Genomic DNA, 19,404 nt, shown 5'->3' on the forward strand with positions numbered 1-19,404 from the left:
CCCCGGCCGCATCGGTGATTCACGCTTCCGCACGCCCCTCGGGTGATTCCGCGCGCTCCGTCACACGGGTTGGCGACCGGCGGTTCGCGGCCCGCCCGGCCCGTTAGAACAGTTGGCTTCCGACACAACGGTCGGGCCATGGGGTCCGGCCCGGGGAGCAGCGGTCGTATGCAAGGTGGATGGCACAGTGCGCGGGTCCGGCGGCGCCTCGGCTACGCCGTGTGCGGGGGCGCGCTCGCGGCGCTCGCCGCCGTGCTGCGGGTGTGGTGGCGCGACGCGGCCACCGCGGGGGTGATGGTGTCGGTGATCGGCGCGGTCGTGTCGGTCGCCGCGCTCGTCGCCGACGTACTGCGCGGCGACGCCGATCCGGCCCCGCGTTCGGCCGGCGAGGACCGCCGCCGGGCCGCCGACGCGCTCGCCGAGGCCGTACGGGAGCAGTGGGCCGCCGAGGCGAGGCTGCGGCGGCTCCAGGACCCCGCCCCGCTGGACGTGGCCTGGGCCCCGGCGGACCGGTGGCTGGCGGATCACCCGGAGAACATCAGGCGGGCCCGGCCGCTGCCCGCGCCCCGTGGGCAGCGGATCGAGGACGTCACCGGGTCGTTCGCCGCGCTGCCCGGCCGGCGGCTGGTGGTGCTGGGCGGTCCGGGCTCGGGCAAGAGCGTGCTGGCGCTGCGGTTCGTGCTCGGGCGGCTGGCCGCGCGGCGGCCCGGTGGACCGGTGCCGGTGATCTTCCCGCTGGCGGGCTGGGACCCCCGGCGCACCGGGCTGCGCGACTGGCTCGCCGAGCGGCTGGCCGCCGAGCACCGCCCGCTGGCCGCCGCCACCGACCCGCGGCACACCCTCGCCCGGGGCCTCCTGGACGCGGGGCTCGTACTGCCGGTCCTCGACGGCTTCGACGAACTGCCCCGCCCGGTCTACGGGGAGGCGGTACGCCGGATCAACGCCGAACTCGACGACGATCTCCCGCTGTTGCTCACCAGCCGGGCCGAGGCGTGGGCGACGGCGGTGACCGAGGGCGATGTGCTGACCGGGGCCGAGGTGGTCGAGTTGCGTCCGCTCGGCCTCGCGCAGGCCTGCGCCCATCTGGAGCGGACGGCCCGCCCGCTGCGTACGGCGGACGGCGAGCCGGGCACGGTGTGGACGCCCGTGCTGCGGGCGGTGACGGCCCGGCCGCACTGCCCGGCGGCGCGCGCCCTCACCACTCCCCTGATGGTGGCGCTGGCCCGCGCGGTCTACGGCGACACCTCCCGCGACCCGTCCGAACTGCTCGACCCGGACCGCTTCCCCACGGCGGAGGCCGTCGAGGAGCATCTGCTCGGGGCGTTCGTGCCGGCCGCGTACGCCGATGCCGGATCCGAGGCGGGCCGTGCCGCGCTGCGCCGACTCGCCGTGCTGGCACAGGCGTTGGAGCGGCGCGGCAGCGGGCGGCTGGCGTGGTGGGAGCTGGAGTCGATGCTGCCGCGCGCGGTCTCGGTCCTGGCGCCGGGGCTGCTGGCACTGGGCCTGCTGTCGCTGGTCGTGCTGCCGGTCTCGGTGGCGCGGGCGGCGGACGAGCTGTCCGGGGTGGAGGACCTGGCGTCGGTGCTGGCCACCCTGGTGGGCCAGACCGTGGGGTTCGCGTTCGGGGAGGCGTTCCTGCTGCCGTCGGGGAACGCGCCCCCGCAGCGGCGTCCGCTGCTGCGGCAGACCCTGATCACGGCGTCGGTGAGCGCCCTGCTGTGGGCGGGGGTGGCCTGGGCCGACGATCTGCGGTTCGGCTTCCGCTTCGGCGCGGTCACGGACGGCTGGGTGCCCGATCTGTTCGGCGGCTGTCTGTTCTCCCTGCTGTTCACACTGTTCTTCGGCATCGCCGGGCTGTCCCGGCACCCGGTACCGCTCGGTCTGCCCTGGACCGGCGGCCCCGGCCGTGCGCCGGCCCGGGCCTGCGGGGCCGTCCTGCTGCTGGGCGGGCTGGTCGCGGCGGGCACGGTGCTGGCCGGCCGGTCCGGCAACGTGTGGACCGGGCTGGTCGGGGTGACCTGCGCGGGGGTGGGCGCGGCGCTGCTGGTGAGTGGCCGCCGGGCCGGTCAGGACACCGGGCACCCGGCGCGGGCCGGCCGGATCGCCCGGCGGTTCGCGACCGGCGTGGTGCGGGGTGGCGCCGCCGCGCTGCTGGTCGGGGTGACCGCGTGCACGGTGGCGGGGCTCGCGGCGACCGGGGTGACCGTGCTCAAGTCCGGTTCCACGGCCGGGCTTTCGGGCCGGAGGATCGACATCTGGCAGTTCTCGGAGCGCCCCGGTCTGCGCACGGCGACCACCCGGCACGCACTACGCGGAACCCTGCTGCTCCCCGGGGGCGGTGCCCGTCCGATCGCCTACCCTCCGGGCACGAAGCCCCCGGACTGCGCGCTCCCGCTCGTCGCCGACCGCCGCTGTGTCGCCTTCGTCTCCCGGCGTACGGTCTTCGAGTCCCGTGACGGCACGGTGGTGGCCCGGCTGACCCTCACCCGGGGCACGCCGGCGACCACGACGGTGTACGCGGCGAACCTGCGGTCCGTCCTCCCGGAGACCGCCCGCGCCTGGCTCACGGCGGGCCCGCCGTCGGGTGTCCTACGGCGCTGTCTGCCGCCGTTGCTGGCCGGCGGGGTGCTGGTAGGTCTCGTCGGCGGCTGTGTCTGCGGTGTCTACCGCGCGCTGAGCGTGCCCTCGGACGTCATGCGCGCGGCCGGCCCGGCCTCGTCGCTGCGCACGGACCGCGCCGCCTCCTTCGCCCGCGGCGGGATGATCGCGCTGCTGGTGGCCGTCGTCTGCGTACCGCTGGTGGCGCTGCCCGGCGACTGGGGCGGCCTGGTCCACATCGGCGTCCAACTCTGGCTCCCGCTGGGCACGGCGGCCCTCGCCCTGAGCGCCTGGGGCCGCTTCACGATCGCCCGCGTCTGGCTCGCGGCCACGGGCCGCATGCCCTGGCGTCTCATGGCGTTCCTGAAGGACGCCCACCACCGAGGTCTCCTACGACAGTCCGGCGCGAGCTTCGAGTTCCGACACCACCGCCTCCAGACCCACCTCGCGACCCACGCCACGTCCTCGGCATCCCGCGCCCCCTGGAGCGGCAATCTCCTGCCGGGCCCGCACGAGCCGCGGGACCACACCGTCCCGAGACCCCCGTCCGAGGGCTCGGGCCGGCGCGCGGATCGCCTCCGGTGACGTCAACTCGGCCAACGGTACGACGAGTTCGCACCGTGCGGCAGCAGCGCCGACCGGGAGGTCGAGGCCGGATCCGGCACCCCGCCCCCGGCCCCCGGAGGGACGACACCCTGTCGCGACCACCCGAGCCTCGGGACCGCTCACACCGAAGACTCCCCCGAAGGCTCAGGCCAGTGCGCGGATCGCCTCCGGTGACGCCAACTCGGCCCGCCGCACGATGAGTTCGCGCCCCAGCAACAGTGCCCGCCGGGAGGCAGGTACCGGGTCCGGCAGTGTCGTCAGGTCGGTCAGGTGGGCGAAGCCGATGATGCGGCGGACGATCTCGGTGCCGGCGTAGCCGACGGAGTCTGTCCACACGCGGGACAGGAAGCGGTCGAGGAAGGCGTCGTCGAAGAAGGTGTCGACGCGGGTCGGCCACAGGCGGCGGAACTCGGTCTCGAACGCCTGCCAGGAGAGGCGGAGTTGGTCGGCGTGGTCGGACAGGGTGCCCAGCGCGCGTGCCCGTTCCTCCGAGACCAGGACGTTGGCCCAGTACAGGCCGAGGTCGTAGCCGACCGGGCCGACGAAGGAGAACTCGGGGTCGAAGACCCGCACCACCGGGGCGCCTTCGCGCTCGCCAACCATCACGCTGCCGGTGTGCAGGTCGCCGTGGAGGAGGGCCTGCGCGCTGGTCATGAACGTGTACCGGAGGTCGGCGACCTCCGTGCGCAGCCGCGCGTCCGCGCGGAACTCCGCGGCCAGGTCCGTCAACTCCGGGAGCCAGTGGTTGTGTTCGTGCTCGATGTACGGCTCGGACAGCACCACGTCCTCGGTGATCTTGCACAGCTCCGGGCTGACCGAGGCGGCGATCAGCGCCTTGCGGTCGGCGGACGGCATCCCGACGTCGCTGGTCGCGAAGGCCAGTTGGGCGACGAACTCGCCGATGCGGACGGAGGTGTCCGGGCCGTACGACGCGCCCTCGTTGAGGAGCGTGCGCAGGACCTCCAGGTCCGACATGTCCTCCATGACGAGGGCGTAGTTGTCGGCGTCGTAGCCGTGGATCGCCGGGATCTTGTCGGGGGCGACCCGGGCCACCTGCTCGTAGGCGCGGGCCTCGGCGTCGGCGCGTTCGGGGCTCATCGGCCAGGAGGGGCCGGCCACCCGCACCCAGGGCAGCGCCTGCTTGACGGCGAGGCGCTGGCTGCCGTCGGCGTTGGAGGCGAGGAACACCCGGTTCATGTTGCCGTCCGACACCTCGCGGACGGCGATGTCGCTCACGTCCGCCCAGTGGCCGCGCTCGTGCAGGTACGCCGGGACGTCGTCGGTCTCCAGGATGCGGTAGCCCATCGTGCGAACTCCTCGAACTTCCTTATGCGGTGCGGCGCTTGGACAGGGTGAAGCTGAAGACCAGGGCGAGGATGAGGACCGCGCCCTCGACGACGTCCTGCGTGTAGTAGGGCAGGCCCTTGATGGTGAGACCGGTGGTGATGATGCCGATCAGCACCGCGCCGAGGGCCGTGCCCCAGACGTTCGGGCGGCCCCGGCCCAGCACCGAGGTACCGACGAGGGCGACCGCGACCGCTTCCAGCAGCTGTGACGTGCCGGCGGAGACGTCTCCCTGGCCGATACGCGAGGCCAGGATCAGGCCGCCGACGGAGGCGAGGACGCCGGAGAGGACGTAGGCGAGCGCCCGGTACGCGCCGACGCGGATGCCCGCCAGGCGGGACGCCTCCGGGTTGGCGCCGATGGCGTACAGCACGCGGCCCCAGCGGGTGCGGGCCAGGAACACCCAGGCGACGACGGTCAGCGCGCCGAAGATCACCACCGAGATGGGGATGCCGAAGAGCGTGCCGCGGTCGATGCGGAGGAAGCCGTCGGTGAACTTGCCGGGGGCGGTGGTGCCGTCGGACTGGGTCATGCCTGCGGAGATGGACTGGCCGTCGACCAGGATGAGTTTGGTGCCCTGGATGACGAACATGGTGCCCAGGGTGGCGAGCATGTCCGGGATCTTCATCACGACGATCAGCAGGGCGTTGAGGAGTCCGGCGAGCGCGCCCGCCGCCAGCACGGCGAGGATCGCGACCGTGCCGACCTGGTTGTACGTCACCATCGTCTTCGCGGCGACGGTGACCCCGAGCCCGGCGACCGCGCCGACGGACATGTCCATTCCGCCGACGGCCATGGTGAGGGTGACGCCGAGGCCGAGGATCGCGGCGACGGAGACGTACCGCAGGGTGTCGAGGAGCGTCGCCGACTCGCGGAAGGAGCCCTCGCTCAGCGCGAAGTACAGGAAGAGCGCGACCGTGACGAAGATGAAGCCGTACTTGATGACGGCGTTCTGGACGAGCACGGCGGTGGAGAGCGCGGGCGGGGTGGCCGCCTTCGGCGCGGTCTCGGGGCTCTGGGTGGTGGTCATGGCGTACTTCCTGAGTGGGCCGGGGTCACACGGACGCCGAGATGGTCTGGATCACGCGGTCGCGTTCCGCGGCTTCGCCGTAGGCGTCGAGGTGGACCTCGCCGGCCGCCAGGACCACGACCCGGTCGGCGACCTCAAGGACCTCGTCCACGTCGGCGGAGAGGACGAGGACGGCCGCCCCCTCGGCGGCCAGCGCACGCGCCCGGCGCCCGATGTCGCGCCGCGCGCCGATGTCCACGCCTCGGAACGGCTCGTCCAGGATGAGGACACGGGGGGTGTGGGCGAGCCAGCGGCCCACGACAACCTTCTGCTGGTTGCCGCCGGAGAGTTCCTCGACCGTGCTGTGCTCGTCGCGGGCGACGACGCCGAGGGCGTCGATGGTCTCGCGGCCGAGGGCGTCCTCCTTGCCCGTGTTCACGAGCCCGCCCCGGGAGAGGGACTTGAGGAACGGCAGGGAGATGTTCTGCGCCAGCGACCAGCCGGGGACGAGCGCGTCGGCGTGCCGGTCCTCGGGGACGAGGTGGACGCCGGCGCGGATCGCGTCGGCCGGGCGGCGGGGCGCGTACGGCTTGCCGTCGAGGGTGACCGTGCCGGTGGCGAAGGGCTCGGCGCCGAACAGGCCGCGCGCGAGTTCGGTCTTGCCGGCGCCCAACAGGCCGACGACACCGGTGACTTCACCGGCGCGGAGGTCGAGATCGAGGGGTGCGCGGCCCTCGAAGAGGTGGACCCCGCGCAGGCCGAGGACGACGTCCCCGTGCTCGCCGTCGCGCTGGGGGCGGGCCGAGGTCGCCTCGTGGGCCTGGGCGAGCATCGCGCGCAGGGCGCTGTCCCAGTCGAAGGGCTTGACCTGGTCCTCGGTGAGACGGCCGTCCCGCAGGACGACCAGACGGTCGGCGAGCGCGTCGATCTCGCCGAGGCGGTGGGAGACGTAGAGGACCGCGATGCCGTCGTCGCGCATCTTCTCGACGAGCGCGAAGAGCCGTTCGGCCTCGGCGGCGGAGAGCGCGGAGGTCGGTTCGTCGAGGACGAGCAGCCGGGGGCGGGTGGCGAGGGCACGGGCCAGGATGAGCAACTGGCGGTCGGAGATGCCCAGTTCGGTGACGTCCCGGCGCAGTACGGCATCGCTCCAGTCGAGTCCGAGCCCGGCCTGGATCTCACGGGCGCGGGCCAGCACGCGGCGGCCGTTGAGGAACGGGTTGCCGCGGCGCCGGGCGAGTTCCTCGAAGACCAGGTTCTCGGCGACGGAGAGGCCGGGCACGATGCCCTCGCCGATCCGCTGGTGGACCGTCTGGATGCCCAACTGCCGGGCGGCGGACGGGGACTGGAGAGCCGCGGGTTCCCCCGCGACCCGCACCTCCCCGCCGTGGTCGGTGTGCACGCCCGACAGGATCTTGATCAGCGTGGACTTGCCGGCGCCGTTCGCACCGAGCAGCGCGACCACGCTGCCCGGTGCGATGTCGAGCGAGACGGAGGCGAGCACCGTCTTGCCGCCGAAGGCCATGCTGACGTCGCGGAGACCTACGGCCGCTGTCTCAGTGGGCGACATTCGGGATCCAGTCGGCGGTCGCGACCTGGGACAGGTTGAGCGCGGGCAGCGCGGCCCGGAGCTGGTCCATGTTGGCGATCTTCTTCTCGCGCAGGAAGTCCTGTGTGATGGCCACGGCCGGGAACTCGACCGAGGACTTGTTCAGCTGACCGGCCAGCTCCAGCGCGGTGGTGCGCACGACGGCCGCGCCGACGGCCGAGGGGTCGGTGCCCGCCGTGGCGACCCAGGGGCTGTCGGTGGCGGTCATCTGCTGGATGTCGGCGTTGGAGACGTCCGCGCCGAACACCTTCACCTTGTCCTGGAGCTTCTTGTTCTGCACGGCGAGCACGGTGCCCTTGGCCAGCTCGTCGTAGGGGGCGAACACGCCCACCACGTCGGAGTGCTGGGTGAGCGCGGCGGAGACCAGGGGAACGTTGTCGGTGGCCGTCGAGTCGGTGACCTTGCCGACCTTGAACTGCTGCTTCCAGCCCTGGGCGGCGACCTCCTTCGCCCACACCGTGTTGCGCTTGTCGAGGGCCGCGTAGCCGGCCACGTTGACGTAGCCGACCTTGGCGTCCTTGCCGACCGTCTTGGCCATCACGTCGAGGACGGCCTGCGCCATGCTGGCGTCGTCCTGCTCGGTGCTGATCACGGACTTGTTGGTCTGGTCGACGTCGTAGACGACGACCTTGATGCCCTTCTTCACGGCCTGGTCGATCTCGGGCTGGATCGTGGACGGGAAGCCGTGGTCGACGATGATCGCCTGCGCGCCGGAGTTGATGGCGGAGGACAGGTCGGTGGCCTGCTTGGCGTTGTCGGCCTGGGCGTCGTACACGGTCAGGTCGATGCCGAGGGCCTTGGCCTGGGCCTTGGCGCCGTTGCCCCACTGCTCGAAGTAGTCGCCGGCGCCGCTCTGCCGTACGAGGGCGACCTTGACCGTGCCCTTGCTGAAGGGGGCCGGCTTCTTGCCCGTGGCGGCCGAGGCCGAGGCGGCGGTGTCGGCGCTGGTCTTCGACGCGTCGGTGGACTGCGAGCAGCCGGCCAGCAGGAGGGCGGACGCGGAGGCCAGCGAGAGCGCGGCGAGGGGGACACGGGTGCGGGACATGAGGGGCTCCAGGTGCAAGGTGGTGCAGAAGGGGTGAAGGCGGGGCGTGCGGGACCCGGAGCGGGGGAACGGGATTCAGCCACCGCGACAGGGGCGGCGGACCGCGGCACGAAAGGCTCGCGGGGCTCCGGATGTGGTCAGCGACAGCTGGCTGTGGTCGACCGGAGCAAGTCCACGTACAGCCGCCGCACGAGCAGCAGCGTCTTCATAAGGAGATCATGAGAAAGGTTTCGGCCATTGGTCAAAGGGGTGGAACCGCTTTCTCATCAGGTGAGACAACGACTACGTCACATCCGACCTGTTCACGGACCCCGGTTACCATCGAATGACCGGCCCCGCGCTGGTAGGACGGACGGTGACGCACCCCTTCGCTTGCCCGGCCGGTCCGCTGCCCGTCTCGGCATCCGGACATCCCTCCCACTTTTTCGGAGTTGCTCCCATGACCCTGCTCACCACCTGGTCCGAGTCCGGCCCCGAGACCCTCGTGCGCCGCACCGCCGATCCCGTGGAGATCGCCGCCGCGCTCGCGCCCATCGGTGTCCGCTACGAGCAGTGGCCGATCCGCGAGGACGTCCCGGCCGACGCCGACAGCGACACCGTCTTCGCCGCCTACGGCCCGGAGATCGACAAGCTGAACGCCGAGGAGGGCTTCACCACCGTCGACGTCCTCGGTCTGCACCCGAGCGACGACCCGGAGTACCCGGCGAAGGCGGCGGGCGCCCGCGCGAAGTTCCTCCAGGAGCACACGCACGACGACGATGACGAGGTCCGCTTCTTCGTCTCCGGCTCCGGCATCTTCTATCTGCACGTCGACGGCGAGGTGCACGCCGTCTACTGCGAGAAGGGCGACCTGCTGGGCGTGCCGCGCGGCACCACCCACTGGTTCGACATGGGCACGAAGCCCGCCTTCACCGCGATCCGCTTCTTCCACGAGGAGGACGGCTGGATCGGCAACTTCACCGGCTCCACCATCGCCTCGCGCTTCCCCGACTACGACACGATCGACGCGGGCTACCAGCGGGACAAGGCCGCCGCGTGAGCTCGGAGTTCGCCGTGGACGCCGTGGTGCTCGACATCGAGGGCACCACGAGCGCCACGGGTTTCGTCGTGGATGTGCTGTACCCGTACTCCCGCTCGCGCTTCGCCGCGCTGCTCGCCGAGCGCGGCGACGACCCCGAGGTGGCGCGTGCGGTCGCCCAGGTGCGCGAGCTGTCCGGCGACCCGGACGCCGACGCCGTACAGGTCGAGAAGACCCTCAACTCCTGGCTGGACGAGGACCGCAAGGCCACCCCGCTGAAGACCCTCCAGGGCATCATCTGGTCCGAGGGCTTCGCCCGCGGCGACCTCGTCTCGCACTTCTACGACGACGTCGTACCGGCCCTGCGCGCCTGGCACACGGCGGGACTTCGGCTGTACGTCTACTCGTCCGGCTCGGTGGCCGCGCAGCGCGCCTGGTTCACCGCCACCCCGGAGGGCGACCTCCTGCCGCTGCTCTCCGGTCTCTACGACACGGAGAACGCCGGTCCCAAGCAGGAGCCGGAGTCGTACCGCCGTATCGCGGCGGCGACCGGAGTCGAGCCGTCCCGGCTGCTCTTCCTCTCCGACCGGCCCGGCGAGTTGGACGCGGCCGTGGCCGCGGGCTGGCACGCGGTGGGGGTACGGCGGCCCGGAGAGCCCTACTTCGAGCAAGGAGTCGGCGACCACGCGCAGGCGGGGACGTTCGACGAGATCAGTGTCACCGGTTCAAGGAGCACCACGTGAGCAGCGAGATCAGCGACCTCGACCTGAAGGAGGCCGGGGCGGTCCTCGCCGCCGAGTCCGCCCGCTTCGCCTCGTTCGGCTGGATGCGGGGGACCTCCGGGAACCTGTCCGTGGTGCTGTCCCGGGACCCGCTGCGGCTGGCCGTGACGGCGAGCGGGCACGACAAGGGCGAACTGACGCCCGCCGACGTGGTGTTGGTGGACGGGCAGGGTGCCGCCGTCCAGGGCGGCAGGCCGTCCGCCGAGGCCGAACTGCACGCGCGGGTCGCCGCGTTGACCGGTGCGGGTGCGGTCGTCCATGTGCACACCGTGGCGTCCGTCGCGATGGGTCGGCGTGAGCCGGGCGGGATCGTGTTCAAGGACGTCGAGATGCTCAAGGGCGTCGGTCAGCCCGCGCACGACGTCGAGGTGACCCTGCCGGTCATCGCCAACAGCCAGGACATGAAGGTGCTCGGGGACCGGCTGGAGGCGGCCCGGGATCCCCGGATGCCGGCCGTCGTCGTCGCCGGGCACGGGCTGTACGTGTGGGGCGCCGATCCTCGTCAGGCGCGGCATCACACCGAAGTGGTGGAGTGGCTGCTGGAGTTGGAGCTCACCCAGCGCTAGTGCGGGAACGCGGAAGGGGCCCCTGGAATTCGCCGAATCCAGGGGCCCCTTCCGCTACTTCAGCCGGTCGCCCGGCAGTTCACCGGCCGACACCTCCAACACGCCCCGCTCCGTGACCAGTCCGGTCACCAGCCGGCCCGGGGTGACGTCGAACGCGGGGTTGTGGCCGCGTGACTCGGCGGGAGCCGTCCGCACCCCCGACCACTCCAACACCTCGGCCTCGCCCCTGAGTTCGATGTGGATCTCCGCGCCGGTCGCCGTCGAGAGGTCGACCGTCGTGGTCGGCGCCGCCACCAGGAACGGGATGCCGGCGTCCGCGCAGGCCAGGGCCACCCCCACCGTGCCCACCTTGTTCGCGGTGTCGCCGTTCGCCGCGATGCGGTCGGCACCGACGATCGCCGCGTCGACCTCGCCGCGCAGGATCGTGCCGGCGGCGGCGCCGTCGGCCTGGACGTAGTGCGGGATGCCTTCCTGGACCAACTCCCAGGCGGTCAGGCGTGATCCCTGGAGGAGGGGGCGGGTCTCGTCGGCGTAGACGACCTCCACCAGTCCACGCGCGTGCAGTTCGCGGATGACGCCGAGCGCGGTGCCCCACCCGGCGGTCGCCAGCGCGCCGGTGTTGCAGTGCGTCAGAAGCCTCAACGGCCGCTCCACGCCCACCCGTCGGACCAGCCAGTCCGCGCCGAACGAGCCCATCGCGCGGTTGGCGGCGACGTCCTCGCGCTGCACGGCGGCGGCCTCTTCGAGGACGGCGTCGAGGCCCTCGTCGAAGCGGGTCATGACCCGGTCCACGCACACCATGAGGTTGACGGCGGTGGGCCGCGCCTCGCGGACGCGGGCGACGGCCGCGCGGACCTCCGTCTCGGTCCAGCCCTCGCGCTCGCCCTGGATGACGGCGAGCGCGACGCCGTACGCGCCGGCCGCCCCGATCGCGGGGGCACCGCGCACCACGAGCCGCTGGATCGCGTCGACCAGCGTGTCCACATCGTGGACATCAACCGTCTCGTTGCGGTGCGGGAGCAGGGTCTGGTCGATGAGCGCGAGGCTGCTGCCGGTCCACTCGACCGCGCGCAATTCCTGGGACATAACGGGACACTCCTGCTGTTCCGATGGTGCCGGACACGGTACATGACCAGGGAGAACCACAGTTCGAGACAGTCGAGCAGGTGTCTTAAAAGCAATGTTAAAGTCCAGCAGCCGCAGCCCGAAGGCCGAGACGAAGGAGGACGTGTGCTGCTGACGATGCGCCGTTTCCTCGACTACGGCCGCTGCGCGAGCGACTGCTGTCGACGCTGACCTGTCCCTCTCGCGTCCACCCCTCGTCTCCCCTGTCTCACCATCTGGTCGCACGCGCTCCCGCCGGAGCGCGCCTTGCCGTACCCCCGGAAGGTCCCCATGCTCCGCAGATCACGTCGCACCCTCCAGCTCGTCGCCGCCACCACGCTCATGGTCACCGCCGCCACCGCCTGCAACGCCGCCGCCAAGACAGATGCCTCGGACAGCGCCAGCGGCAGCAGCGGGAAGTCGTTCACACTGGTCACGCCCGACGCGGTCGGCCAGAACGAGTTCCTGAAGCTCGCCGTCACCGGGGTGAAGGCCGCCGCGAAGACCCACGACGGGACCGAGAAGGTCTACGAGTCCACGGACACCGCGTCCCAGCAGCAGAACGTGCAGGCCGCCGTGGACGCGGGCCCGAACGTGATCGTGCTGGTCGGCTTCGAGTTCGCCGACATCGTCGCGCAGCAGGCCAAGGCGCACCCCAAGCAGCAGTTCCTGATGATCGACGCGTGCACGACGAAGGCCTTCACGAACGTCACCTGCGCGGTCTTCCGCGAGCACGAGGGCGTCTATCTCGCGGGCGCCGAGGCCGGGTTGCTCAGCAAGAGCGGCAAGGTAGGCGCGGTGGACGTGCTCGACACGCCCCAGTTCCGGCGCTACAGCGACCCGTTCGCTGCCGGTGCCAAGAAGGTCGCGGCGAAGACCTCCGCGTCGACGCGCTTCGTCGGCGGCCAGTCCCCGTTCGACGACTCGGCGCGCGCCAAGGAGCAGGCCAACTCCCTGCTCTCCAAGGGCACCGACCAGATCATGGCGGCAGCGGCGGCCGGCAACTACGGCGTGTTCGAGGCCGCGAAGGCCAAGGGCGCGTTCGCGTACGGCGTCGACGTCAACCAGTGCGTCTCCTCCCCCGGCACGGTCGTCGACAACGTGATCAAGAAGACGGACGTAGCCGTGGAGAAGGGCGTCGAGCAGGTCCTCGCGGGCAAGTCCGGCACCACGGTGTCGTACGGCCTGAAGGAGGGCGGCATCAGCCTCACCGGTCTGGAGGCGGGCGTCGACTCGTCGAAGTGCGTGATCGCCCAGCACAAGGACGTCCTCGCGAAGGTGAAGGCGCTGCGCGACCAGATCGTCTCCGGAGAGCTGAAGGTCGATGACCCCGCAGCCAGTTGACGTCGACGTCGCGGTCGAGCTCCGGGGAATCACCAAGCGGTTCCCCGGCACGCTCGCCAACGACGCCGTCGACCTGACCGTCGGACGCGGCGAGATCCACGCCCTCATGGGCGAGAACGGCGCCGGCAAGTCCACCCTCATGTCGATCCTCTACGGCATGGAGCGCGCCGACGCGGGCTCCGTGCGGATCGACGGCCGCGAGGTGGCCTTCGGCGACCCGAGCGCCGCGATGGCCGCCGGGCTCGGCATGGTCCACCAGAGCTTCAAGCTGTTCGACTCGCTGACGGTCGCCGAGAACGTCGTCTACGCCGCCGAGCCGCGCCGCTTCGGCCTGGTGGACCGGGCCGCCGCCCGCCGCCGGGTGCGTGAGCTGGCCGCGGAGCACGGGCTCGCCGTCGACCCGGACGCCCGGGTCGGCGAGCTGCCGGTCGGGCTGCGCCAGCGGGTGGAGATCCTGAAGCTGCTGCACCGGGGTGCCCGCACGCTGATCCTCGACGAACCGACCGCCGTGCTCACCCCCGCCGAGGCGGACGCCCTGTTCGCGGTCCTCAAGTCGCTGGCCGCGCAGGGTCGTACGGTGATCCTTGTCACCCACAAGCTGCGTGAGGTGCTCGAAGGCAGCGACAACGTGACCGTGCTGCGGGACGGCCGGGTGGTCGCCCGCCTGGTCACCGCCGACACCTCCGCCGACGAGATCGCCGCCGCGATGACCGGCCGCGCGGTCGAACTGGACCGGGTCCACCCGCCCGGCACCCCCGGTGACGTGGTCCTGGACGTGAGAGACCTCACCACGGACGGCGTCCACGATGTGGGCCTGTCCGTCCGCGCCGGGGAGATCGTCGGGATCGCGGGCGTCGCGGGCAACGGCCAGAGCGAGCTGATCGAGGCCCTCGCCGGGTTGCGGCCGGTCGCTTCCGGACAGGTGCGTCTCAAGGGGCGGGACATCACCCACGCCTCGGCCACCGAGCGCCGGGCGCAGGGGCTCGCCTACGTCCCCGAGGACCGGCACGCGGTGGGTACGGCACCGGCGGCCAGCGTCGCCGACAACCTCGCGATGGGCCACCACCGGACCTCCCTGTCCACCAGGGGACTGCTGCCGCCCGCGGCCGTCCGCGCCCACGCCGGGCGGCTCATCGAGCGCTTCGGCATCAAGGCGGCCACCCCCGAGGTGCCCGCCTCCGCGCTGTCCGGCGGCAATCTGCAAAAGCTGCTGATCGGCCGCGAACTCGCCCATGAGGCACCGCTGTTGCTCGTCGAGCAGCCCACGCGCGGGGTCGACATCGGCGCCATCCAGAACATCCACGACCAGATCGTCGCCCACCGCGACGCCGGTCACGCCGTGCTCCTGGTCTCCGCCGAACTGAGCGAGATCCGCGGCCTCGCGGACCGGGTCCTCGTGATGTACGAGGGCCGGGTCACGGCGACGTACCCGAAGGACGAGGCGGACGAACGCACGCTGGGGCTCGCCATGGCGGGCGGGGCCGCGGCACCGGCGGAGGCCGTCGACTGACATGACACGCACCCGAATATCCGGAGCGCTGCGCTCCCCCATCACCTTCTCCGTGCTCGCGGGCCTGGTCATCGGCGCGCTCTTCCTCCTCGGCACCGGCGCGGACCCGCTCACCGCCTACCGCGCCGTCCTCACCGGTTCGCTCGGCGCGGACGGCATCGGCTCCACGCTGAGCACCGGCACCAGCGTGCTCGGCATGGCGCTGGCCCTGGCGATCCCGCTGCGCGCCGGACTGATCAACCTCGGCGGCGACGGACAGCTGGTCCTCGGCGGCATCACGGCGGCCGTGACCGGCCTCCACTCCCCGCTGCCGGCGCCCCTGACCGTCGTGGTGGCGCTGCTCGCGGGGATGGCGGCGGGCGCCGCGTACGCCGCCCTCGCCGCCCTGTGCGAGAACCGCCTCGGTGTCCCGCTGCTGGTCAGCAGCCTGCTGCTGAGCTATCCGGCGGTGTCGCTGGCCTCCTATCTCGCGCGCTATCCGCTCAAGGAGCCCGGCTCCAGTCTCCCGCAGACCCGCGCGCTGCCGGACGGGGTGGCACTGCCCGCGTTCGGCGACTCGACGGTCACCGTCGGGCTCGTCCTGGTGGTGCTCGCGGCGGCCGGGTACTGGTTCACCGACAGGCGCACGGCCTTCGGCTACGAGATCCGCATGACCGGCCTCAACTCCCGTTTCGCCGCCTACGCGGGCGTCGAACGCCGGGGCCTGACCCTGAAGTTGATGTCCGTCTCGGGTGCGCTGGCCGGACTCGTGGGCGCCATCGGGGTGTTGAGCTTCCCGTACCGCTTCGTCGACGGCTCGCTCACCGCGCCCGGCTACACCTGGACGGGACTTACGGCGGCCCTGCTGGCAGCCGCGGCGCCGCTCGGCACGGTCGTCGCCTCCTTCTTCTTCGCCGTCCTCGCGGTCGGCGGCCTGGCGATGGAGCGGACGACCGAGGTGCCGCGCGAACTGACGCAGGTCCTCCAGGCCATCGTGATCGTGTTCCTGGCGGCCCGACTCCGCTTCCCGGGCAAGTGGTTCACCAGGCGTGCGCAGGAAGGCGGGGCCGCGTGATGTTCCTCGACTCCGATCTGCTGATGTCGGCGCTGCGCGCGCTGACCCCGATCCTGCTGGCCGCGCTGGGCGGTGCCCTGTGCGAGCGGGCGGGGGTCTTCAACATCGGCCTCGAAGGCATGATGCTGATGGGCTGCTTCACCGCCGTGGCCACGAGTTGGTTCACCGGCAGTGCCTGGCTCGGTGTGCTCGCCGCCGCCCTCGCGGCAGCCGCGTACTCGCTGATCCTGGCCGTGGGCGCGGTGACGCTGCGCGGCGACGCGGTGGTGCTGGGAATCGCCATGAATCTCCTGGCGGTTGGCCTGACCAGCTTCCTCCTGCGTACGGTCTTCGGTGTGCAGGGCACTTTCGACGATCCGTCGCTCGCCGGGCTGCCGTTGATCGGCGGCTTCACCCCGCTCGCGTATCTGGCGTTCGTCGCGGTCGCGGTGGCCGCGGTCATGCTGTCCCGGCACGTGTGGGGACTGCGCCTGCGCGGGGTAGGCGAGGCACCGGAGGCGGCGGCCACGCTCGGGGTGAGCCCGGCGAGGTACAAGTACGCGGCGGTGCTGGTCTCCGGTGTGCTGTGCGGGCTCGCGGGGGCCCAACTCGCGCTCGGCAACGTCACGTTGTTCTCCGAGAACATGACGGCCGGCCGGGGCTGGATCGCCGTCGTCGCGGTGCTGCTCGGCCGCGCGGCACCCGTCGGCGTGCTGCTCGCGGCGCTGCTCTTCGGTCTCGCCGAGGCCGCCGGCTTCCGCCTCCAGGGCGTCGGCCTGCCCCAACAGGCCACCGATGCCGCGCCGTACGTGGTGACGCTCGTCGCCCTGTTTCTCTCGACGGCCCGCCGCCGTCGCCGTACCGCCAACTCCCCCACCGGAGCCACCACATGACGCAGGACCTGCTGCCCATCACCCGAGTACCGCGCACCGGACTGCCCGCGCACGCGGTCGTCGTCGGCGACCCGGCGCGCGCGGCTGCCGTCGCCGCGCTGCTCGACGGCGCCGAGGAGGTGTCGTACCACCGCGAATACCGGGTGTTCAGAGGGAGTTGGAAGGGCCTGCCGGTCACCGTCGCCTCGCACGGGGTGGGCGGTCCGGGCGCGATCCTGCTGTTCCAGGAGCTGGCGGACGCGGGGGTCCGCACCTTCCTGCGCTTCGGCACGGCCGGCGCGATGAAGCCCGGCATCGGCGACGGCGACCTCGTGATCGCGGAGGCGGCCGTACGCGACGACGGCGTCACGGGGCAGTTGCTCCCGCCGGAGTACCCGGCGGTCGCCGCGCCCGAGGCGGTCCTCGCCCTCCAGCGCGCGGCCCGCGCGTCCGGCGCCCCGCACCACCGGGGCATCGTGTGGACCCGGGCGGCCTTCCAGCCGGGCCTGATCCCCCTCTTCTCCTACGACGGCGCCGGGCTCGCGGCGATCGAGATGGAGCTGTCGGCGCTGCTGGTGACGGCCTCGCTGCGCGGGCTGGTCGCGGGCGGGGTGCTCGTGATCGACGGCGCCAACGCCGACGAACTCGTCGACGAGGAGAGCACCGGCGGGTACGACCCGCACCGGGAGGTCGTCGCGGCCGGTGTCGAGCGGGGCGCGGTGGTCTCGCTGGAGGCGCTGCGACTGCTGGCGGAGGGGAACGAGGCATGAGCGTCGACCTGTTGGTGCACGGCGGGGACGTCCTGACCGTCGACGAGGCCGGAACCGTCGTACGGGACGGGGCGGTCGCCGTCCACGAGGGCGAGATCGTCGCCGTGGGACCGGCCGAAGAGCTGACGACCCGGTTCACGGCGACGGAGTCCGTCGACGCCTCGGGCTGTCTCGTCCTGCCCGGCCTGATCAACACGCACACGCATCTCGCGATGACGCTGCTGCGCGGTCGCGCCGACGACGTCACTCTCCAGGGCTTCCTGGAACGGGTGTTGAAGTGGGAGGCCGAGCTGCTGGCGCCGAAGAACGTGGCGGCGGCGGTGCGGCTCGCGGTGGCGGAGAGCGTACGGGCCGGGGTGACCTCGGCGCTCGACATGTACTGGTTCCACGAGGCGGCCGAGCAGGCGGCCCGGGAGGCGGGCTGGCGGCTGCACACCGGGCCGACCTTCATGGACGTGCCGGAGCCGCCGGACGGGATCGCCTACGAGGACCGACTCGACTGGGCGCGGCGGGACTTGACGGCGCGCGGACCGGCACGCCCCGGTCTGCGGCCGGTCCTGTTCGCGCACTCGGCCTACACCCTCGCCCCCGACCAGCTCGTCGAGATCGCCGCCCTGGCACGGGAGTTCGGGGCGCTGCTGCACATCCACGCGGCGGAGAACCCGACCGAGGTCGCGACCGTCGAGGTCAAGTACGGCAAGCGGCCGGTGGAGTTGCTCGACTCGCTGGGGGTGCTCGGTCCCGATCTGCTGCTCGCGCACGCCGTGGACCTGACCGGCCCGGAGATCGCGGCGCTGGCCCGCACGGGCACGTCGGTGGCCCACTGTCCGGTGTCGAACCTGAAGTTGGGCTGCGGGATCGCGCCGGTGCCCCGGCTGCTCGGCGCGGGCGTGACCGTGGGGCTCGGCACGGACGGGGCCGTCAGCTCCAACTCGCTGGACGTGCTCGGTGCCGTACGGCAGGCCGCGCTGGTGCACAAGGCGGGCGGTGACCCGACGGCGGTCGGGGCCGAGCAGGCCGTACGGATGGCGACGATCGAGGGCGCGCGGGCGCTGGGTCTGGGCGACCAGCTGGGGTCCCTGGAGGTCGGGAAGCGCGCCGACCTGGTCGTCCTCGACCTGGGCGCTCCGCATCTGCGACCCCTGCACGACCCGTGGTCGACGCTCGCGTACGCGGCGCACTCGGCGGATGTGCGGGACACGGTGGTGGACGGCCGGGTGCTGATGCGGAACCGGACGCTGAGCACGCTGGACGAGGAAGCCGTGATCGCCGAGCTCGAATCACTTGCCTGAGCTGTGGATTTCCCTCCCGTTCAGCCCACTGAACCCGCATAATGTCCTGATACATCGGATGTCTGAGCAACAGGGAGGCCGGCCATGGCGGTCACCGATGAGGCGATCGAGAAAATCAAGGGAATGATCGTCTCCGGCGCGCTGCGTCCCGGGGACCGGCTGCCCAAGGAGAGCGAACTCGCCGCCGAACTGGGCCTGTCCCGCAACTCGCTGCGGGAGGCCGTGCGCGCGCTGTCCCTGATCCGCATCCTGGACGTGCGGCAGGGCGACGGCACGTACGTCACCAGCCTGGATCCCCAACTCCTGCTGGAGGCGCTGAGCTTCGTCGTCGACTTCCACCGCGACGACACGGTGCTGGAATTCCTGGCGGTGCGGCGGATTCTGGAGCCCGCGGCCACCGGGATGGCGGCGCTGCGCATCAGCGAGCAGCAACTCGACGCGCTCACCCTCCAGTTGGACGAGCTGGGCGGCGCCCCCTCGGTGGAGGAACTGGTCGCCTGCGACCTGGAGTTCCACCGGGGCATCGTGCAGAGTTCCGGCAACTCGGTGCTCTGCTCGCTCCTCGACGGTCTGTCGGGCCCCACCACGCGGGCCCGGATCTGGCGCGGGCTGACCCAGGAGGACGCGGTCAGCCGGACCCTGCACGAGCACCGGGCGATCCTGGCCGCGCTGCGCGACCGGGACGCGGAGGCGGCGCGGTCCTGGGCGACGGTGCACATCGCGAGTGTGGAGCAGTGGCTGCGTTCGACCCTGTGAACGAGTGGGCGGGCCCGCTGATCCATCGGAGGAGTCAGCGGCCCGTCAGCGTCCGCACCGGTTGGCGATCTTGTGTGTTCGACCGGCTCGGACGGGGCAGGCATGGGGTCACTCCCCCGTGCAAGGGGGCTGCGGGCGCCCCCGTCGGA

General features: G+C 72.2%; 16 protein-coding genes. 11 read left to right on the top strand and 5 right to left on the bottom strand.

The features are described 5' to 3' along the window. The first annotated feature begins 168 nt into the window (after positions 1-168). Positions 169-3,183, top strand: coding sequence for a hypothetical protein (locus tag ACIQPR_RS27705; RefSeq protein ID WP_403653478.1), 3,015 nt, complete (start codon positions 169-171; stop codon positions 3,181-3,183). 165 nt (positions 3,184-3,348) lie between these two features. Here the strand turns inward: ACIQPR_RS27705 and mtnK are convergent, their stop codons facing one another. From mtnK to ACIQPR_RS27725, 4 genes are read right to left on the bottom strand one after another with little or no spacing between them, the layout of a single operon-like run. Next, complete coding sequence (mtnK, locus tag ACIQPR_RS27710) at positions 3,349-4,509, bottom strand: S-methyl-5-thioribose kinase (RefSeq protein ID WP_403653481.1); 1,161 nt, start codon at positions 4,507-4,509, stop codon at positions 3,349-3,351. A gap of 22 nt (positions 4,510-4,531) precedes the next feature. Further along, complete coding sequence (locus tag ACIQPR_RS27715) at positions 4,532-5,578, bottom strand: ABC transporter permease (RefSeq protein ID WP_403653484.1); 1,047 nt, start codon at positions 5,576-5,578, stop codon at positions 4,532-4,534. Positions 5,579-5,603: 25 nt separating this feature from the next. Beyond that, positions 5,604-7,124 (bottom strand): sugar ABC transporter ATP-binding protein, encoded by a 1,521-nt coding sequence (locus ACIQPR_RS27720; RefSeq protein WP_403653487.1) that lies wholly within the window; start codon positions 7,122-7,124, stop codon positions 5,604-5,606. Next, on the bottom strand, positions 7,111-8,208 hold the full coding sequence (locus tag ACIQPR_RS27725; RefSeq protein ID WP_403653490.1) for a substrate-binding domain-containing protein: 1,098 nt from the start codon (positions 8,206-8,208) through the stop codon (positions 7,111-7,113). The genes ACIQPR_RS27720 and ACIQPR_RS27725 overlap by 14 nt, the downstream gene beginning before the upstream one ends. Before the next feature lie 439 nt (positions 8,209-8,647). Here ACIQPR_RS27725 and ACIQPR_RS27730 point away from each other — a divergent pair, with 439 nt between their 5' ends. From ACIQPR_RS27730 to mtnB, 3 genes are read left to right on the top strand one after another with little or no spacing between them, the layout of a single operon-like run. Continuing rightward, positions 8,648-9,247 carry a 1,2-dihydroxy-3-keto-5-methylthiopentene dioxygenase gene (locus ACIQPR_RS27730; RefSeq protein WP_403653493.1) on the top strand — a complete coding sequence of 200 codons (600 nt, stop codon included), beginning with the start codon at positions 8,648-8,650 and terminating at the stop codon, positions 9,245-9,247. Continuing rightward, positions 9,244-9,969 (top strand): acireductone synthase, encoded by a 726-nt coding sequence (mtnC, locus tag ACIQPR_RS27735; protein WP_403653496.1) that lies wholly within the window; start codon positions 9,244-9,246, stop codon positions 9,967-9,969. The genes ACIQPR_RS27730 and mtnC overlap by 4 nt, the downstream gene beginning before the upstream one ends. Further along, a complete protein-coding gene (mtnB, locus tag ACIQPR_RS27740) occupies positions 9,966-10,574 on the top strand; it encodes a methylthioribulose 1-phosphate dehydratase (protein ID WP_403653499.1) in 609 nt (202 codons plus the stop codon). Before mtnC ends, mtnB begins: the two co-directional genes overlap by 4 nt. A 54-nt stretch (positions 10,575-10,628) precedes the next feature. Here mtnB and mtnA read toward each other — a convergent pair whose 3' ends face one another. Continuing rightward, positions 10,629-11,660, bottom strand: a complete 1,032-nt coding sequence (gene mtnA, locus ACIQPR_RS27745) for an S-methyl-5-thioribose-1-phosphate isomerase (protein WP_403653502.1) — start codon at positions 11,658-11,660, stop codon at positions 10,629-10,631. A gap of 309 nt (positions 11,661-11,969) precedes the next feature. Between mtnA and ACIQPR_RS27750 the strand changes: the two genes are divergently transcribed. The 7 genes from ACIQPR_RS27750 to ACIQPR_RS27780 all read left to right on the top strand — a co-directional run bounded on the left by ACIQPR_RS27750 (position 11,970) and on the right by ACIQPR_RS27780 (position 19,255). Further along, the gene (locus ACIQPR_RS27750) at positions 11,970-13,022 is read left to right on the top strand and encodes a BMP family ABC transporter substrate-binding protein (protein ID WP_403653505.1); all 1,053 of its coding nucleotides are present in this window, start codon (positions 11,970-11,972) and stop codon (positions 13,020-13,022) included. Beyond that, a complete protein-coding gene (locus ACIQPR_RS27755) occupies positions 13,003-14,532 on the top strand; it encodes an ABC transporter ATP-binding protein (RefSeq protein ID WP_403653508.1) in 1,530 nt (509 codons plus the stop codon). Before ACIQPR_RS27750 ends, ACIQPR_RS27755 begins: the two co-directional genes overlap by 20 nt. A gap of 1 nt (position 14,533) precedes the next feature. Then, positions 14,534-15,586 carry an ABC transporter permease gene (locus tag ACIQPR_RS27760; RefSeq protein WP_403653511.1) on the top strand — a complete coding sequence of 351 codons (1,053 nt, stop codon included), beginning with the start codon at positions 14,534-14,536 and terminating at the stop codon, positions 15,584-15,586. Beyond that, entirely contained in the window at positions 15,586-16,458 is an 873-nt protein-coding gene (locus ACIQPR_RS27765) for an ABC transporter permease (protein ID WP_403653514.1), read from the top strand. Before ACIQPR_RS27760 ends, ACIQPR_RS27765 begins: the two co-directional genes overlap by 1 nt. After that, a complete protein-coding gene (locus ACIQPR_RS27770) occupies positions 16,455-17,207 on the top strand; it encodes a nucleoside phosphorylase (RefSeq protein ID WP_403653517.1) in 753 nt (250 codons plus the stop codon). Before ACIQPR_RS27765 ends, ACIQPR_RS27770 begins: the two co-directional genes overlap by 4 nt. After that, complete coding sequence (locus ACIQPR_RS27775) at positions 17,204-18,499, top strand: amidohydrolase (RefSeq protein WP_403653520.1); 1,296 nt, start codon at positions 17,204-17,206, stop codon at positions 18,497-18,499. Before ACIQPR_RS27770 ends, ACIQPR_RS27775 begins: the two co-directional genes overlap by 4 nt. Before the next feature lie 84 nt (positions 18,500-18,583). Continuing rightward, entirely contained in the window at positions 18,584-19,255 is a 672-nt protein-coding gene (locus ACIQPR_RS27780) for a FadR/GntR family transcriptional regulator (protein ID WP_403653524.1), read from the top strand. Positions 19,256-19,404 lie beyond the last annotated feature (149 nt).

Origin of the sequence: Streptomyces sp. NPDC091280, from assembly GCF_044768565.1 — a bacterium.
In the GTDB taxonomy this organism is placed as follows: Bacteria; Actinomycetota; Actinomycetes; order Streptomycetales; family Streptomycetaceae; genus Streptomyces.

Excerpts from the sequence above, each read along its gene's own strand:
- ACIQPR_RS27705 (WP_403653478.1), top strand. The coding sequence starts at position 169 with ATGCAAGGTGGATGGCACAGTGCGCGGGTCCGGCGGCGCCTCGGCTAC.
- mtnK (WP_403653481.1), bottom strand. The coding sequence starts at position 4,509 with ATGGGCTACCGCATCCTGGAGACCGACGACGTCCCGGCGTACCTGCAC.
- ACIQPR_RS27715 (WP_403653484.1), bottom strand. The coding sequence starts at position 5,578 with ATGACCACCACCCAGAGCCCCGAGACCGCGCCGAAGGCGGCCACCCCG.
- ACIQPR_RS27720 (WP_403653487.1), bottom strand. The coding sequence starts at position 7,124 with ATGTCGCCCACTGAGACAGCGGCCGTAGGTCTCCGCGACGTCAGCATG.
- ACIQPR_RS27725 (WP_403653490.1), bottom strand. The coding sequence starts at position 8,208 with ATGTCCCGCACCCGTGTCCCCCTCGCCGCGCTCTCGCTGGCCTCCGCG.
- ACIQPR_RS27730 (WP_403653493.1), top strand. The coding sequence starts at position 8,648 with ATGACCCTGCTCACCACCTGGTCCGAGTCCGGCCCCGAGACCCTCGTG.
- mtnA (WP_403653502.1), bottom strand. The coding sequence starts at position 11,660 with ATGTCCCAGGAATTGCGCGCGGTCGAGTGGACCGGCAGCAGCCTCGCG.
- ACIQPR_RS27750 (WP_403653505.1), top strand. The coding sequence starts at position 11,970 with ATGCTCCGCAGATCACGTCGCACCCTCCAGCTCGTCGCCGCCACCACG.
- ACIQPR_RS27755 (WP_403653508.1), top strand. The coding sequence starts at position 13,003 with ATGACCCCGCAGCCAGTTGACGTCGACGTCGCGGTCGAGCTCCGGGGA.
- ACIQPR_RS27760 (WP_403653511.1), top strand. The coding sequence starts at position 14,534 with ATGACACGCACCCGAATATCCGGAGCGCTGCGCTCCCCCATCACCTTC.
- ACIQPR_RS27765 (WP_403653514.1), top strand. The coding sequence starts at position 15,586 with ATGTTCCTCGACTCCGATCTGCTGATGTCGGCGCTGCGCGCGCTGACC.
- ACIQPR_RS27770 (WP_403653517.1), top strand. The coding sequence starts at position 16,455 with ATGACGCAGGACCTGCTGCCCATCACCCGAGTACCGCGCACCGGACTG.
- ACIQPR_RS27775 (WP_403653520.1), top strand. The coding sequence starts at position 17,204 with ATGAGCGTCGACCTGTTGGTGCACGGCGGGGACGTCCTGACCGTCGAC.
- ACIQPR_RS27780 (WP_403653524.1), top strand. The coding sequence starts at position 18,584 with ATGGCGGTCACCGATGAGGCGATCGAGAAAATCAAGGGAATGATCGTC.